Source organism: Mycolicibacter virginiensis (assembly GCF_022374935.2).
In the GTDB taxonomy this organism is placed as follows: Bacteria; Actinomycetota; Actinomycetes; order Mycobacteriales; family Mycobacteriaceae; genus Mycobacterium; species Mycobacterium virginiense.
On the sequence record NZ_CP092430.2, the window covers coordinates 4013513 to 4027885 of the forward strand.

The 14373-nt window shown below is 67.7% G+C and carries 15 protein-coding genes; 5 read left to right on the top strand and 10 right to left on the bottom strand.

Going from position 1 to position 14373, the window contains the following annotated elements:
- Positions 1-38 precede the first annotated feature (38 nt).
- Genes MJO54_RS19515 through MJO54_RS19545 form a run of 7 tightly spaced genes read right to left on the bottom strand, consistent with a single transcriptional unit; the run spans position 39 to position 8368 of the window.
- Positions 39-1028 (bottom strand): cyclase family protein, encoded by a 990-nt coding sequence (locus MJO54_RS19515; RefSeq protein WP_240175354.1) that lies wholly within the window; start codon positions 1026-1028, stop codon positions 39-41.
- Complete coding sequence (locus MJO54_RS19520) at positions 1016-1852, bottom strand: coniferyl-alcohol dehydrogenase (RefSeq protein WP_240175355.1); 837 nt, start codon at positions 1850-1852, stop codon at positions 1016-1018. The genes MJO54_RS19515 and MJO54_RS19520 overlap by 13 nt, the downstream gene beginning before the upstream one ends.
- Positions 1849-3171 (bottom strand): LLM class flavin-dependent oxidoreductase, encoded by a 1323-nt coding sequence (locus MJO54_RS19525; protein ID WP_240175356.1) that lies wholly within the window; start codon positions 3169-3171, stop codon positions 1849-1851. The genes MJO54_RS19520 and MJO54_RS19525 overlap by 4 nt, the downstream gene beginning before the upstream one ends.
- 3 nt (positions 3172-3174) lie before the next feature.
- Positions 3175-4923 (bottom strand): FAD-binding protein, encoded by a 1749-nt coding sequence (locus tag MJO54_RS19530; protein WP_259602750.1) that lies wholly within the window; start codon positions 4921-4923, stop codon positions 3175-3177.
- Positions 4920-5870, bottom strand: coding sequence for a 3-carboxyethylcatechol 2,3-dioxygenase (locus tag MJO54_RS19535; RefSeq protein WP_082108368.1), 951 nt, complete (start codon positions 5868-5870; stop codon positions 4920-4922). Before MJO54_RS19535 ends, MJO54_RS19530 begins: the two co-directional genes overlap by 4 nt.
- The gene (locus tag MJO54_RS19540; RefSeq protein WP_240175357.1) at positions 5806-7503 is read right to left on the bottom strand and encodes a bifunctional 3-(3-hydroxy-phenyl)propionate/3-hydroxycinnamic acid hydroxylase; all 1698 of its coding nucleotides are present in this window, start codon (positions 7501-7503) and stop codon (positions 5806-5808) included. The genes MJO54_RS19535 and MJO54_RS19540 overlap by 65 nt, the downstream gene beginning before the upstream one ends.
- A gap of 1 nt (position 7504) precedes the next feature.
- Positions 7505-8368, bottom strand: coding sequence for an alpha/beta fold hydrolase (locus MJO54_RS19545; protein ID WP_240175358.1), 864 nt, complete (start codon positions 8366-8368; stop codon positions 7505-7507).
- Positions 8369-8506: 138 nt separating this feature from the next.
- On the opposite strand from MJO54_RS19545, the gene MJO54_RS19550 reads away from it, so the two are divergent.
- From MJO54_RS19550 to MJO54_RS19570, 5 genes are all read left to right on the top strand, one after another.
- Positions 8507-9208 (top strand): IclR family transcriptional regulator domain-containing protein, encoded by a 702-nt coding sequence (locus tag MJO54_RS19550; RefSeq protein ID WP_240175359.1) that lies wholly within the window; start codon positions 8507-8509, stop codon positions 9206-9208.
- A gap of 23 nt (positions 9209-9231) precedes the next feature.
- A complete protein-coding gene (locus MJO54_RS19555; protein ID WP_240175360.1) occupies positions 9232-10857 on the top strand; it encodes an FAD-dependent oxidoreductase in 1626 nt (541 codons plus the stop codon).
- Positions 10858-11003: 146 nt separating this feature from the next.
- Positions 11004-11399 (top strand): Rv2576c family protein, encoded by a 396-nt coding sequence (locus tag MJO54_RS19560; protein WP_240175361.1) that lies wholly within the window; start codon positions 11004-11006, stop codon positions 11397-11399.
- Positions 11400-11439: 40 nt separating this feature from the next.
- Positions 11440-12252, top strand: a complete 813-nt coding sequence (locus MJO54_RS19565; RefSeq protein WP_046282808.1) for an Rv1363c family protein — start codon at positions 11440-11442, stop codon at positions 12250-12252.
- Complete coding sequence (locus MJO54_RS19570) at positions 12249-12905, top strand: hypothetical protein (protein WP_046282807.1); 657 nt, start codon at positions 12249-12251, stop codon at positions 12903-12905. The genes MJO54_RS19565 and MJO54_RS19570 overlap by 4 nt, the downstream gene beginning before the upstream one ends.
- 24 nt (positions 12906-12929) lie before the next feature.
- Here the strand turns inward: MJO54_RS19570 and MJO54_RS19575 are convergent, their stop codons facing one another.
- From MJO54_RS19575 to MJO54_RS19585, 3 genes are read right to left on the bottom strand one after another with little or no spacing between them, the layout of a single operon-like run.
- Positions 12930-13388 carry a hypothetical protein gene (locus MJO54_RS19575; protein WP_024440871.1) on the bottom strand — a complete coding sequence of 153 codons (459 nt, stop codon included), beginning with the start codon at positions 13386-13388 and terminating at the stop codon, positions 12930-12932.
- A gap of 36 nt (positions 13389-13424) precedes the next feature.
- The gene (locus MJO54_RS19580; RefSeq protein ID WP_192830533.1) at positions 13425-13844 is read right to left on the bottom strand and encodes a hypothetical protein; all 420 of its coding nucleotides are present in this window, start codon (positions 13842-13844) and stop codon (positions 13425-13427) included.
- Positions 13845-13859: 15 nt separating this feature from the next.
- Entirely contained in the window at positions 13860-14366 is a 507-nt protein-coding gene (locus tag MJO54_RS19585) for an Rv2253/PknI dimerization domain-containing protein (RefSeq protein ID WP_024440873.1), read from the bottom strand.
- Positions 14367-14373: the final 7 nt, after the last annotated feature.

Below are 14373 nucleotides of genomic sequence, written 5' to 3' on the forward strand. Positions count from 1 at the left end.
GTGCACGAAGACGAATCGCATGATGCTCCTGCCCCGGGCTATTTGATCGCGATCGGGTTCACCGGTGACCCGACTCCGCCGGTCACCCGCAGGGGCGGCGCCACCAGTTGGAATTCGTAACGGCCGTCGGCGGCGCAATCCGCGGCCAGTGCGCCGAGGTCCCAGTACTCCCCGAGCATCAATCCCATGTCGCGCAGGCACAGCATGTGCAGGGGCAGATATGTTCCCTCGACGCCGGAGACCGGGTCTTCGACCATCAGGTTGTCGGCGGCCACCGCGGCAACGTCGTGGGCGTGCAGCCAGGAGGCGCACCGCCAGTCCAATCCGGCGCCCGGTTCAGCGCCGTTGCCGGTCACCGAAAACCTTTCCCACCAACCGGTTCGAACCACCACGATGTCGCCGGGTTCGACGCTGACATTCTGGGCGCGGGCGACTTCGTCGAGTTCCTCGGGGGTGATCGGGATACCCAAGGGCAGGAAGGTGTCCGCGCCGCGGTGCGCGACCACATCGAGAAGAACACCACGCGAGGTGATCCCCTTGCCGTCGACTTTGTCGATACCGCAGTGGTAGGCGCCCTGGCTGGTCACCGAGGCTGCCGGGAAGCCGTTGTAGAGCTGGTCGTCGTAATAGACGTGCGAGAGCGCATCCCACTGGCTGGCGGCCTGCAGCGGCATCACGATCATGTCGTCGTTGAACCGGAATGGGTTGTCGACGAAGAACTCGCCCAGCTGCTGCGCCACGATGTTGCGGTGCCATTCCGGGCCGTATTGCGCCAGCGTGCTCACGTCGCCGCCGTCGACGGTCATCACGTGAATCGGGTTGTGCCGGAACTGGAGCGCGCCCTGCGGTCCCGAGGACCCGAAATCCACCCCGAGCGGGAACACCTTGCCGTGCCGAACCAGGCCGGCGGCCTCGGCAACCTTCTGCGGTGTGATGAGGTTGAGGGTGCCCAGTTCGTCGGCGTCGCCCCAGCGCCCCCAGTTGCGGACCGACTCGGCCACCCGCCGGAACTCGGTCAGGCCGGCCACGGCGCCGATCCGTCCGTCAGGGCGGCGGCGGCCCGGCCGCTGATGTTGCCGCCATCGACCCAGAGCACCTGGCCGGTGATGTAGCCGGCCGCCGGACTGTTCAGAAACACCAGTGGTGCAGCTTGTTCTTCGGCGCTGGCGACCCGCCCCAGCGGTTTGGGAATGTCGTCGAGAAAGTCCTGCCCGTAACTGCCGCGCAGTTGATCGAGGATCGGGGTTTCGGTGACGCCGGGCGCGGTGCAGTTGATCCGGATTCCGCGTTGCGCCAGGGGTTCGGCGCGGAGCATGCCGTAGAGGATGATGGCCTCTTTGGACAGCCGGTAGCCGCCGTCGGCAAGCGCGGCGGGATTTGCACGGCACCACTGTAATCCGGCAGCCATGCCTTGGGAGTTCAACAGGCCGACCGTGGTCTGGACGTTCTCACGGTAGGCCGCCGCAGCCAGCGAGGACACATTGGCGACCGCCGACCCCGCCGGCATCGCCGGCAACAGTGATTCGGTGAGGTGACGCAAGCCCAGAAAGTTGATCGTGACCACCCGCTCGGGGTCACCGATGCCCGAGGAGACCCCGGCGACGTTGAACAGCGCATCAACGTATCCCGCCGCCCGGATCGCTGCGGCGGCGTGATCGATGGACGCCGGATCAGACAGATCCGTCGCGTGAAATTCGTCGACGCTTGCCGCAGGCTCGACCCGGTCCAAGCCGACGACCTGCGCCCCGAGTTCACCGAGCTGCGTCACCAGCGCCGCGCCGATTCCCGACGCGCAGCCGGTGACCACGGCTCGTCGACCGTCGTAGCGCCACAGTCCAGACGGCGCGCTCACTGCTGGCCGCGTTCCCGCTCTTCTCGCTCTTCCCGGGCAAGTTGCGCAGCCTGCACCCGACCCTCGTTCATCTCGGCCATCGCCTCGGGGATCTCGGTGGCGGTGAACGTGCCGCCTCGACCGGTCGGCAATCCGCCGAACGAGTAGGACTCGTCGAATGCCGGTGCGGTGGAGGCTTGTCGGCGGGACTCCAGCTTCTCCAGCACCGGTTCAAGACGCTTGGCCTTCTCGGCAACTGCCTTCTCGTCGCGTTCGATGAACTCCGGCAGCACCTCTTTGCCCATCAGTTCGATGGCCTCCATGGTCGCCTCGTGGCTGCGCGGGTTGAGCAACAGGATGAGCTCGTCGACGCCGCTCTCCTCATAGCCACGCAGGAACTCCCGTGCGGTCGCAGGGCTTCCGATTGCCCCGCGGCCCGGTCCATAGGCCAGCGTCGGATCCTTTTCCACTTCTTCGAGGTAGCGGTTCCAGACCCCGGTTCGGCCCGGGGTGTGCTCGCCGGTCATGTAGTAGTGCATGATCCCGAACGAGAAGAATCCGCCGCCGACCCCGAGGCGTGCGATGGCCTGCTCGTCGGTGGGGGCCACCATCATCGACAGGTCGCCGCCGATGGCCAGGATGTTGGGGTTCACCTGGGGGGTGACCGGGACGCCGTTCTCTTCGAGTTCCTTGTAGTAGCCGTTGACCCGCTCGGCCAGCGGGCCGGGACCGGTGTAGGCGAAACTCAGTGCACCGATGCACTTAGTCGCGGCCATCTGCACCGAAGCCGGCCGGGTGCAGGCCACCCAGACCGGCGGATGCGGCTTCTGCAGCGGCTTGGGCACCACGTTGCGGGCCGGCATCTGCACGTGCTGGCCGTCAAAGCCGGTAAACGGCTCCTCGGTCATGCAGCGGATCGAGACCTCGAGTGCTTCCTCCCACTGGGTGCGCTTGTCGGCCGGGTCGATCCCGAATCCGCCGAGCTCGGCGATCGAGGATCCCTCTCCGGTGCCGAATTCGACCCGGCCACCGGAGAGCAGGTCCAAGGTGGCGACCCGCTCGGCCACCCGGGCGGGGTGGTTGACCACCGGGGGCAGGTGCATGATCCCGAAACCGAGCCGGATGTTCTTGGTCCGCTGGCTGGCCGCGGCCAAGAACATCTCCGGCGCGGTGGCGTGGCAGTACTCCTCCAGGAAGTGGTGCTCGGTGAGCCAGACCGTGGAGAACCCGGCCTTGTCGGCCAGCTCCACCTCGTCGAGTCCGTCGGAGAACAGCTGGCGTTCATCGTCGTCGGACCATGGACGCGGCAGCGCGAATTCGTAGAACAGTGAGATCTTCACGGTTTACCTCCTGGGCGATTGGTTGGGAGCCTGCGATTCGGCGGACGGCTGGCGATCAGAAATGTCGGCAAGGTGTTGGGCGGCGACGTAACCGAAGGTCATCGCGGGGCCGATGGTCGCTCCGGCGCCGGCGTAGCTGCGGCCCATCACCGGGGCCGAGGTGTTGCCCACCGCGTAGAGGCCCTCGATCACCGAGTCGTCGGCGCGCAGTACCCGGGCGTGCTCGTCGGTACGCAGGCCGCCCGAGGTGCCCAGATCGCCGAGGATGATGCGGAAGGCGTAGTAGGGCGGCTTGCCCAGTGGGTGCAGGTTGGGGTTGGGCAGCGTCGGGTCCCCGTAGTAGTTGTCATAGACACTGTCGCCGCGATTGAAGTCGTCATCGTGGCCGGCGCGGGCCAACTCGTTGAACCGCTGTGCCGTGCTCCGCAGCCTTTCGGCCGGGACGCCGATCTCACCGGCCAGCTCCGCGAAGGAGTTGGCCGCCTTCACCACGCCGGAGTCCAGCCAGGCCTGCGGTATTCGGCGCCCGGTCGGCACGGGTGCGCCGGGGATCTTCGGGATCGGCAGGTGTCCGGCGACGACGTAGCGGTGAAAGGATCGCTGGTCGGTGACCAGCCAGCATGGGATGTGAGTGACACCGGCCTGCTGGCCGGCGATCATGGCGTGCGCGAAATCCATGTAGGGCGCCGCTTCGTTGATGAACCGCTCGCCGGCACCGTTGACGATGAACTGGGAGGGCATCATGCGTTCGTTGAGCATGAACTGCAGGCGCCCGTCGGGCCAGCACACCGCCGGGAACCACCAGGCCTCGTCGAGCAGGTCGGTCGCCGCGCCGACACGTTCCCCGGCCCGGATGCCGTCGCCGGTGGCCAGCGGGTTGCCGAAGCTCCAATCGTGTTCCAGCACAGGCTGATGCTGCTGACGCCACGCCAAGTCATGGTCGAACCCGCCGCTGGCCAGGATCACACCGCGGCGCGCCGCGATGCGCTGTGTCGCGCCGTCGCGCTGCACCACCGCACCGATCACCGCCCCGGAGTCGTCGGTGATCAGCTCGGTCATCGGTGCGTCCAGCCACAGCGGTATGTCCCGTTCGACCATGGCCAGCCGCAGCCGCGCGGCCAGCGATTGGCCGATGGCGGCCATCCGGTCCCCGAACACCCGGGCGCGAAACATCCGCCACAGCAGCTTGACCAGAACCGCTTTGCCCCGCCACGACTGGCGGACTTGGTAGAAGAGCCGAAGGTCCTTGGGGCCCAGCCAGATCCCCTTGGGCGCCAGCGCCAGCGGGGCCAGCAGGTTCTGCTCCTCGTCGCCGAGCTTGCGCAGGTCGATGGCGGGTACGTTGATGGTGCTGCCCAGCTCTGAGCCGCCCGGCAGCTCCGGGTAGTAGTCGGCGTAACCGGGCTTCCAGACGAATTCGAACCAGCAGCTGGTGGCCTCCAAGAATTCCATCATCTGCGGCGCGGCATCCACGTATTGCCGCAGCCGCGCATCATTGACCAGCCCGTCGGTGATGGTGCGCAGGTAGGTGAGGACGTCGTCGGGGTCGGGCACATAGCCTTCTCGGCGCTGCGACGGCGCCCCCGGCACCCAGATGCCGCCGCCGGACAGCGCAGTGGATCCGCCGAAGTACCGCGACTTCTCCACGACCAGGGTGTTCAGGCCGCGGGCGTCGGCGGCCAGTGCCGCGGTCATTCCGCCGCCGCCGGAGCCGATGATGAGCACGTCGACGACGTGGTCTGGATCGGTCACCGGATCACCTCCGTGGGTTGCGCGGTGCGGATGGCGAATCCGGCGATCAGTTCGGGGGCCGGCCGGTAGTAGCGATCGGTGATTCGGTAGTGGCCCTGCGCCGCGAGCGCACCGAACGCGGCTGCCCAGGTGCGGATCTCGTGTGCGGAGCCACCACCGGACTCGGTGATGAACGCGTTGGACCAGTCGTTGAGGTCGTCGAGGCGGCCGCTGTCCACGATCGACAAGAACCGCTCGTCGAATTCGGGGTTCAGCGGTGCGAGATTGGTCGTCCCGGCCGCGAAGTCGCGGGCCGCCGCGATCACCGTGTCCTGGCGAGCCTGGCGCTGCTCGGCGCTCATGGCGGTGCCGTGCAGGATCCGGTCCCGGGTGATCGGTGGCGCGGTCGCCAATGTCGGGATCGGCGGATCATGCGAGAGCCCACCGGATCCCACCACCAGTACCCGCAGGTCCAGGCCGGCCAGGAACTCCCCCACCGCGGTGCCCAGCGCGCGGGCGCGGTGTATCGGCCCGAGCGGGGCGGCGACGGCATTGAGGAAGATCGGGATCACCGGGCACGCCGCGGCGTCCCCAAACAGCCGCTCCAGAGGCTGGGCAACGGCATGGTCGACGTCCATGGAAGCCGAAACGGACACGTCCACACCGCGTTCCAGCACTGCCTCCGCGCATTCGCGCGCAATGTCGGCCGGAACGTTCAGCGACCCCAGGTGCGTGCCGTAGTCACCGATGCCTTGGGCCGCCGTGCCGATGCAGAACGGTGGCATCAGTTGCAGGAAGAACCCGTTGTAGTGGTCCGGCGCGAATATCACCGTCAGCTGCGGGTCGAAGTCGGCGACGAAGGCCGCGGCGTCGGCGATCGCGGCCTCGATGTCGTCCATCAACTCACGGGGTGGTCCCGGCAGATTCAGCAGTGGACTGTGGGACATGCAGCACAGGGCCAGTGTCATCGCGGCGATCACCCCCTTGCATGGTCGCGGCCAGCACGTCAAAGAGTCGTGCGCTCACTTCGGGGGCGCGCTGGGCGATGCAGGCCGCGGCGATGCAGCGGTCCGGGCGCAGGAACAGCACCGATTCGCTGTGGCGGTCGAACCACGCTTTCAGCGCGCCGGTCCGATCGCCGACGATGGTGATGGCGGGGTCATCGGCCTGACCGGACGGGGTCCAGTGCAGCTGGGTCGAGGGCCGCACCGCGATGAAGCTCGCCCCCAGCGCCGTCCACCGCGCGAACGCCTCCTCGCCGAGCAGCGCCCGGGGATTGTTGTTCCAGGCCAATACCGCGAAACCGGTGCCGATCACGTCGTCGAGGAGAAGGTCTGTGCCACTGCGGGTGTCGACGCGCGGCTGGATGAACAGGGTCCCGGTCGGGGAATCGGGGCGCCGTGGCTGGTCATGGACGACTGCACCCTGCTCATAGCGCGGCATCGGCTTGAACCGCATCTCCAGGACGTAGCGTTTGAGGGTCGGTACCGCCGAGGCGGCCCGGATCACCCGATCACGCAGGCCCGCGACGCGGCGGTTGGTCGGCGAGATCACCTTGCCCACCATCGTGGACAGGTCGATCATCGCGCGGGCGTGCTTGCGCCGCTCGGTGTCGTAGCTGTCCAGCAGGCTTGGCCGAGCCTGCCCCCGGACCACCGCGGCCAGCTTCCAGCCCAGGTTCATCGCGTCGCGGATCCCGCTGTTGTAGCCCTGGCCCTGCCAGACCGGCATGAGATGCGCGGCGTCGCCGGCCAACAGCAGCCGCCCGCGCCGAAAGGCCCCGGCGATCCGGGAGTGGTGGGTGTAGAGCCGGTGGCGGATCACATCGACGTCGTGCGGATAAGGCAGGAACGGGGCCAGCATGGCCGCGACGAATTCGGGATCCTCGGCCTGCTCATCGGTCTCGTGGGCGTGGATCATGAACTCGAACCGGCGAATACCGTGCGCAATCGAGATCGATGCGTACGGGCGCGCCGGGTCGGCGCCGACTTCACTGTTGGGATGGCCGAGCGGGTCATTGGCGATGTCAACCACCAGCCAGCGCGTCGACGAGGTGGTGCCGTCGAAGGACACTCCCATCAGCCGGCGGGTGGCGCTGCGCCCGCCGTCGCACCCGACCACGTAGCGAGCCGACACCGTCTCGGGTTCCGGTCCGTCGCCACCGATGCTGACCGCCACCGCGTCGTCGGTTTCAGCACACCCAGTCATCGGCCGGCCCCACAACACCTCGACGTGGTCGAAGCGTTCCAAGCCGCGCAGCAGTTCGGCGTCGACCAGCGGCTGCACGAATCCATTGCGCTTGGGCCAGCCGAAACAGGCGTCGGCAGGCGCCATTTCGGCCAGCAGTCGCCGACGGCCGTCGTAGAACCGCAGGATCTGGTTCGGGACGGTATGCGGCAGCACAGCATCCACCAGGCCGATCGCCTGGAAGGTGCGCAGCGACTCATCGTCGAGGCCGACCCCGCGGGGATAGTCGATGAGGGTGTCGCGGTCCTCGATGACCAGGGTGCGAATCCCTTGCAGGCCGAGGATGTTGGCCAGGGTCAGGCCGACCGGCCCGGCGCCGACCACGACGACTTCGACATCACTGAGCGCAGCCACGCTAGCGCTCCAGCAGAAATTCCAGGTGAAGGCGGTTGAAGGTCTCGGGGTCCTCATACTGGGGCCAGTGGCCGCAGCCGGGCATCAGTTCGAACCGGGCGCCCGGGATCATCGACGCGATCCGTTTGCCCTCTGCGACGTCGGCCGTCGGGTCGTCACTGGTCCAGACCACCAGCGTGGGCGCGGTGATCTTTCCGTATTCGGCTGGCCCCAACAGATTGCGGGCCCGGATCTGCGGGTCCTGCAACGCCATGATGTCGCGCATGGCGTCGACGAATCCCGGCAGCCGGTAGATCCGCTGGCGGCTGGCGACGATGTCGTCGTAGTCCTTGGTCTTGTCGGCCATCAGCCACTTGATGCGCGCCTGAACCGTTTCCCAGCTGGGATCCTCGACCGCGGCCATCGACAGCGTGATGATTCGCTTCATCACCTCGGGGTCGGCTTGAGAACCACCGGCGGTGTTGAGTACCAGCCGATGGACCCGGTCCGGGTGGTCGATGGCGGCGCGCGCCGCCACCCATCCACCGAGGGATTCGCCGCTGATGCTGGCCGTCTGCGCACCGATCGCGTCCAGCACGGCCAACAGGTGCGCCACGTAGTGCGGGATTTCGAGTGGATGGCCAGGTTTGTCGGTGTAGCCGTGGCCGAGCATGTCGATCGACCACGTCCAGAAGTGTTCGGCGTGCGCGGCGAGATTGCGGACGTAGGCCTCGGCGTGTCCGCCAGAGCCGTGCAGTAGTACCAGCACCGGCTTGGCCGGGTCGCCGGCCCGCAGGTACCGGGTGCGTACGCCGTTCGCGTCGAGGTACCCCTGCTCGAACGCGACGCCCTGGAGGTCACTCCAGACGCTCTCGAACTCCGGCACCTGCCACCTCTTCTCTTGCTCGTGTGGAAATGCGATTCTCGTTTTGCGGCATATCGAACGTGCTTTTATCGCACACATATGTACGTTATATTCAAGAGCATCACTCTCACGCGGGTGTATGTCAAGGAGGCCCTGCTGATGCCCAGCCTGATGCCCGACGCTGCCGCCGAGACGGCGCGGGGTTCGCAGACCCTGGCCCGGGGGTTGGCCGCCTTGCAGGCCGTGGCCGCCGCGCCGGAGGGATTGACGGTGCAACAGGTCGCCGACCGGGTGGGCGTGCACCGGACGATCAGCTACCGACTGCTCAACACGCTGACCGGCTTCCGCCTGATCGCCAAGGGCGACGACGGCCGGTACCGCTCGGCCGCCGCATTGGCCGTCCTCGGCGCCTCGTTCGATAACAACGTGCGACAGCTGAGCCTGCCGACGCTGCGGGCGCTCGCCGACGAACTCGGGACCACGGTGTCACTGCTGGTTGCCGAGGGCGATCAGCAGGTGGCCGTCGCGGTCATCGTCCCCACCCAGGTCGGCTACCAGCTCGCGTTCCACGAGGGCAGCCGCCATCCGCTCAGCCTGGGTGCCGCCGGGATCGCACTGCTGGCAGCCATGCCCGCGCGGCCCGGCGAGCGCGACGTCGTCCCCCAGACTCGGGAGCGCGGCTGGGTGGTCACCCATGGCGAGATCGAGCCCGGAACCTTCGGACTGGCCGTGCCGGTCCGCCGCCGCCGCCCGGCACCGCCGACCTGCATCAACCTGATCTCGCACCGCGAGGACGTGGTGCTGCGCGGCCGCGATGCCGTGCTGGCCGCGGCCGGCCGACTGTCCGAGATCTTGAGCTGAATCCGCCGGAGAGGAACACAGTGATGTCAGCCGGTTCGCCTGGTGATTGGGACGACACCTTCGATGTGGTGGTGTTGGGCACCGGCGGCGCCGGGCTCACCGCCGCCCTCACCGCGGCGGTGCACGGCGCGTCGGTGGCCCTCTACGAGAAGTCCGACACAGTGGGCGGCACCACCGCGGTCTCCGGCGGCATCGCCTGGATTCCGGCGCACAATCGCGCTCCCGAACTGACCGTCGAGGCGGCGATGGACTACCTGCGCGCCCAATCCTTCGGCGCGATGGACGACGCGCTGGTCTCGACGTTCGTGCGGACCGGTCAGGAGATGGTCGACTTCGTCGAAGCCCACAGCGATGTCCGCTTCGAGGTCGCCACCGGTTTCCCGGACTACAAGCCGGAACTGCCCGGCGGACGCCCGTCCGGGGGGCGCTCACTGAGCCCGCTGCCCTATCCCGTCTCCCGCGTGGGCTCTTGGCAGGACCGGATCACGGCGTTTCCCGCCGACTACAGCAATGTCGGATTCGACGCCGAGACGCGCGCCCGGTTGCACGCCGACATCGACGCGACAGCCGCGGGCGAAATCTGCGTGGCCGGCACCGCGTTGATCGCCGGGCTGTTGCGCGGTGCGCTGGACGCCGGCATCACGCCGCAGACCGGGTGCCGCGGTGTCGAACTCCTCGCCGACGCCGAGCGCATCGTGGGTGTGCGGGTCGACGGCGACGGCTCGTCACGGCGAGTACGCGCCCGGCGGGGTGTCATCCTGGCCAACGGCGGCTTCGAATGGGACGTCTCCCTGGTGGAGGCGTTTCTGCGCGGGCCGATGCGCGGTGCGGTGTCACCGCCGAACAACACCGGCGATGCGCTGCGCATGGCGATGGCGCACGGCGCGGACCTGGCCAACATGGGCGAGGCGTGGTGGGTCCCGATCGTCCGGATCCCCGGTGACACCATCTCCGGAGAGCAGCGCAGCCGCAGCGTACGACTCGAGCGGACCCGCCCGCGCAGCATCATCGTCAACCGGGCCGGGCGGCGTTTCGTCAACGAGGCCTGCGACTACAACTCGATGGCCGGCGCCTTCCATTACCTGGAGCCGCGCGGCGGGTACGTCAACGATCCGGCGTGGATCGTGTTCGACGCCGGGCACCTGCGCCGATACGGATTCCTCGGTGTCACGCCCGACGGCACCGCCCCGGACTGGTTCTCCGAATCGCCCGATCTGGCCGCGCTGGCCGCCAAGACCGGGATAGACGCCGATGGACTGAAACAGACGGTGGCCGCCTGGAACCGCGACGTCGCTGCGGGGTCGGATCCCGAATTCGGGCGGGGATCCAGCGCCTACGACGGCTATTGGGGTGACGACCAGGCCAGCACGGTCGCCGGTCGCACCCTGGGACCCCTCGACACCGCACCCTTCTATGCCGTGCCGCTGTCCGTCGGCGCGATGGGCACCAAGGGCGGGCCCCGCACCGATTCCGACGGCCGAGTCCTGCACGTCACCGGCCATCCCATCCCCGGTCTGTTCGCCGCGGGCAACGCGATGGCGGGTGTGACCGGCCGGGCCTACGGTGGCGCGGGGGGCACCATCGGACCGGCCATGGTGTTCGGCTTCCGGGCGGGACGTGCGGCTGCCACCACCGACGCGGAGGCGTAGCCGGCCGATTGGTCTCGCGGTCGGCACAGCGGAAATGTTATTCTTCGCTACCAAGAATTTGAGTCTTTGCCCACGCGGCCGCTCCGGCCGGTGCAGCAGTGGAGGACCCCGTGACAGGCAGGCAGGTCAGCGCATCGTCCCTGGTCGTGGGGACAGCGTGCGCCGCAGCGCTGGCCGCCGCCATCCCGGCGGGCGCCGACGATCCGACGCCGCACCGGGTGCGCTACTCGGTCAGTGCGACTCAGACCGCGCAAGCGTACGTCTACTACCGCGAGGTTCAGCCGCCCAATTTCGGCGAGTACAGCCACAACCCGTACCAGTACAGTCCCCGTGCAGACGTCACGGTCGGACCGAACCAGCCCTGGATCTTCGAGACCACCCTGGCCGATCCGCAAGATTGGGCCATGGTGGTGGTGTCGCTGCCCGGAATGCATCCGGAGCTGCCCACGCCCGGGTTCGTCTGCGAACTGCGCGTTGACGACGTCGTGGTCGCCACCGACGCCGGTACCAAGGGGGCGCTCTGCTCGCTCCGCACTTGGTGAGGGACCCTGGTGCTGGGTGGACAACGGACAGGAGAGGCGTATGCCGTCGCGTGATCCGGCGAAGCCGGGGGGGCCCAGAAAACATGCCGGGAAGCACGCCGCCAAGCGCGCTTCGAAAGACGCCCTGACGCTGGCGGAGGCCGAGGCGAAGGCCGCCGAGGCGGCGGCGGAGCTGGCCCGCGCCCGAGCGGAGCTGCTCAAGGCCCAGCAGGAGCCCGAGCCGGAATCCACTGCGGCGGTCGAGCTGGAAACCGCTCAGGTGATCGAGACTTCCGAAGCGGCCGAGCCGGCCCCGGGAGTTGGCGAAGGGGTTGAGGAGGGTTCCGCCGAACAGCCGGCTGAGAAGTCCCGCACGATCACCGGAATCCGCAAAGTGCTGCCCTGGGCAGCGGCGACGCTGGCCGTGCTCACCATCGGTGGACTTATCGCGGCGGACGTGGTGATGCTGGCCCACCACAACAGTGTGGCGCTGCGCCAGCGCCAATCCGCCGAATACGCCGCGGCCGCTCGTCAGGGCGTGGTGACGCTGATGTCGCTGAATTACGAAACCGTCGATGACAACGTCAAGGCGATCCTCGACAACTCGACCGGCGAGTTCAAGAAGGACTTCGAAGCCCACGCCGGCGACTTCACCCAGGTGGCCCGCAAGTCGAAAACCGTCACCACGGTCGACACGGCGGTCGCGGGGGTGGAATCGATGTCGGACAACGACGCGGTGGTGCTGGTCGCGGCCAACACCAAGGTCACCAATATCGCTGGAGCCAAAGAGGAACCCCGCGCTTGGCGCCTCACCGTACACCTGGCCCACGAAGGCGATCGGATCAAGATGTCGAAGGTGGACTTCGCGGCATGAGCGAACCCGACGAGACCGACGTGACACCCGAGGCGACCGAGTCCGAATCCGACGACGAGGCCGTGCCCACCGAGGCCGACGGCGCCCTCAAAGATGACGCCCTGGAACCTGACCAGCAGCTGGGGGAAGAGCCACCGGCCGAGCAGCCGCAAGCCGGCCCGACCGTCTCCACGGCGCGCTGGGTCGCCGCCGCCCTGGCTGGGCTGCTGGTGGCGTCGGCGGGGCTGACCGCCTGGCTGTACTTCGGAGTGCTTCGGGCCGATCAGCAACTCGGACCCGCGGCCGAGCAGGCCGTGATGGCTGCCGCCGCCGACGGCGCGGTCGCCGTGTTGACGTATGCACCCAAGACGATGGAGCAGGACTTCGCCGCCGCCGAGAGCCACCTCACCGGCGACTTCCTCGCGCGCTACACCGATTTCACCCAGAAGGTCGTTACCCCGGCGGTCAAGGAGAAGGAAGTACAGACAGTGGCCGCGGTGGTGCGCAAGGGGCTGGTATCCCTGCACCCCAGGTCCGCGGAGGTGCTGATCTACCTCAACCAGACCACGATCAGCAAGACGAATCCGGACGGCTCGTTCTCGATGAGCAGCGTCAAGGTCGGCTTGGAGAAGCACGACGGCCGGTGGCTGATCTCCTCGTTCGACCCGGTCTGACCATTCTCTGCAGACAGCCGCGAGCTACATGCGCACCAGGGCGAACGTCCAGGTGTTGACGCCGCCCGGACCATTCATACAGCCCACGTCGAAATGTGATTCGACGACGCCGGCCAGCGTGTTCGCGTCCCAGGTGTAGGTGTCGCGCGTCGGCATTGAAGGTCCGAACGGGCAAGTCAGACCGTTCGGGTAATCAGAGGTGAACGAGTACTGACCGTTCACCAGTCTGGCGGTCCCGCCGTAGTATCCGCGGCCGAAGAAATGCGGCCGGTCGATCGCACTCACCGTTACACAGCCCGCCGGCAGGTCGTCGAACTTGCCCATCGTCTCGCAGGGGTAGGCCGCCCAGACCCACGTGGCGTCGGTCCACCGATTGGTCAGGACTTCGTAGTTGCCGTAGCGCATATCGGCTGCGGCGGCCGGCGCCACGGCTATGGCGATGGTCAACGCACCGAGCGCTGCACCGGCAGTGGTTCGGATCATGGGTGAACTCCTCGGCATACCAGAAGCGTTGTTCCGCTACAGATCACCGCGACGCCACAACGACTCACCGTCGGCGACACAGGTCAAGAAAAGCCCATCGGGTGCCTGCGCCACCTCACCCGAATACTCGTCGCACTTGCTGTTCTCCTCTTTGATGCCGTGCATCTCCGGGGAACGGAACCAGCGGGGCTCGTAGCGGCGCGGGGACGCGCAGTACACCAGTCGACCAGGCAGGGTCGAGGGCCCGGCGACCGCGGATCCGAAAACGAAGTAGGTGGTATTTGAGCACGGCGCACCCAGCACGACGTTCGGCATGATTCCGGGTGTACATGCCGGGACATCGCACATCGGCACGTACGGATCTGCGACCGTCGGCGCCGCGGGCGTCACCTCGGCGACCGTCCCGGCGGCAAGTACCGCCGCGACAAGCACTTTCATCACGCGAGTGGTCTGCATGGTCTCCCCCAGCACCTAGAGTCGCTCGACGGTCAACGGCATGAGGATCACCGTGGGCTGGTTACGGCCACACGCGCCCGAGACTCCGATCGTCCGGTCGTAACCGACGAGCCGGTCGATATTGCGTTTCTCGTATTGACCGTTGGTATCACTGCCTTGGAACTGGTAGCGCTGGCGACCCGACGAGGTGGTGCCGTCCGGGCAGGTCTGCCAGTTCTCGTGGAAGCGGTCGACGATCCAGCGCGAGGTACGGAACTCCAGCGGTGCGGTCCAGCCCTGGTCGCTGCTCACCTGGCCGGTGCAGACGTGCGCGTTCTCGCAGCTGGAGCTGAACGTCCACACCGACGTAACGGTGACCTCGTTCATGAAGACCTCGTTGGTCTTGGCCCAGTCCCCGTTCGAGGTGACCCGGTAGGGGCCGTTGAGCTCAAAGCCCAGGCCCGCGTGCGCCGGCGGCGCCGGGGTCGCCCCGACCACAAGTCCGAACGCCGCTGTGGCGACGATCAATTCACGTACGCGCATTCGTCCT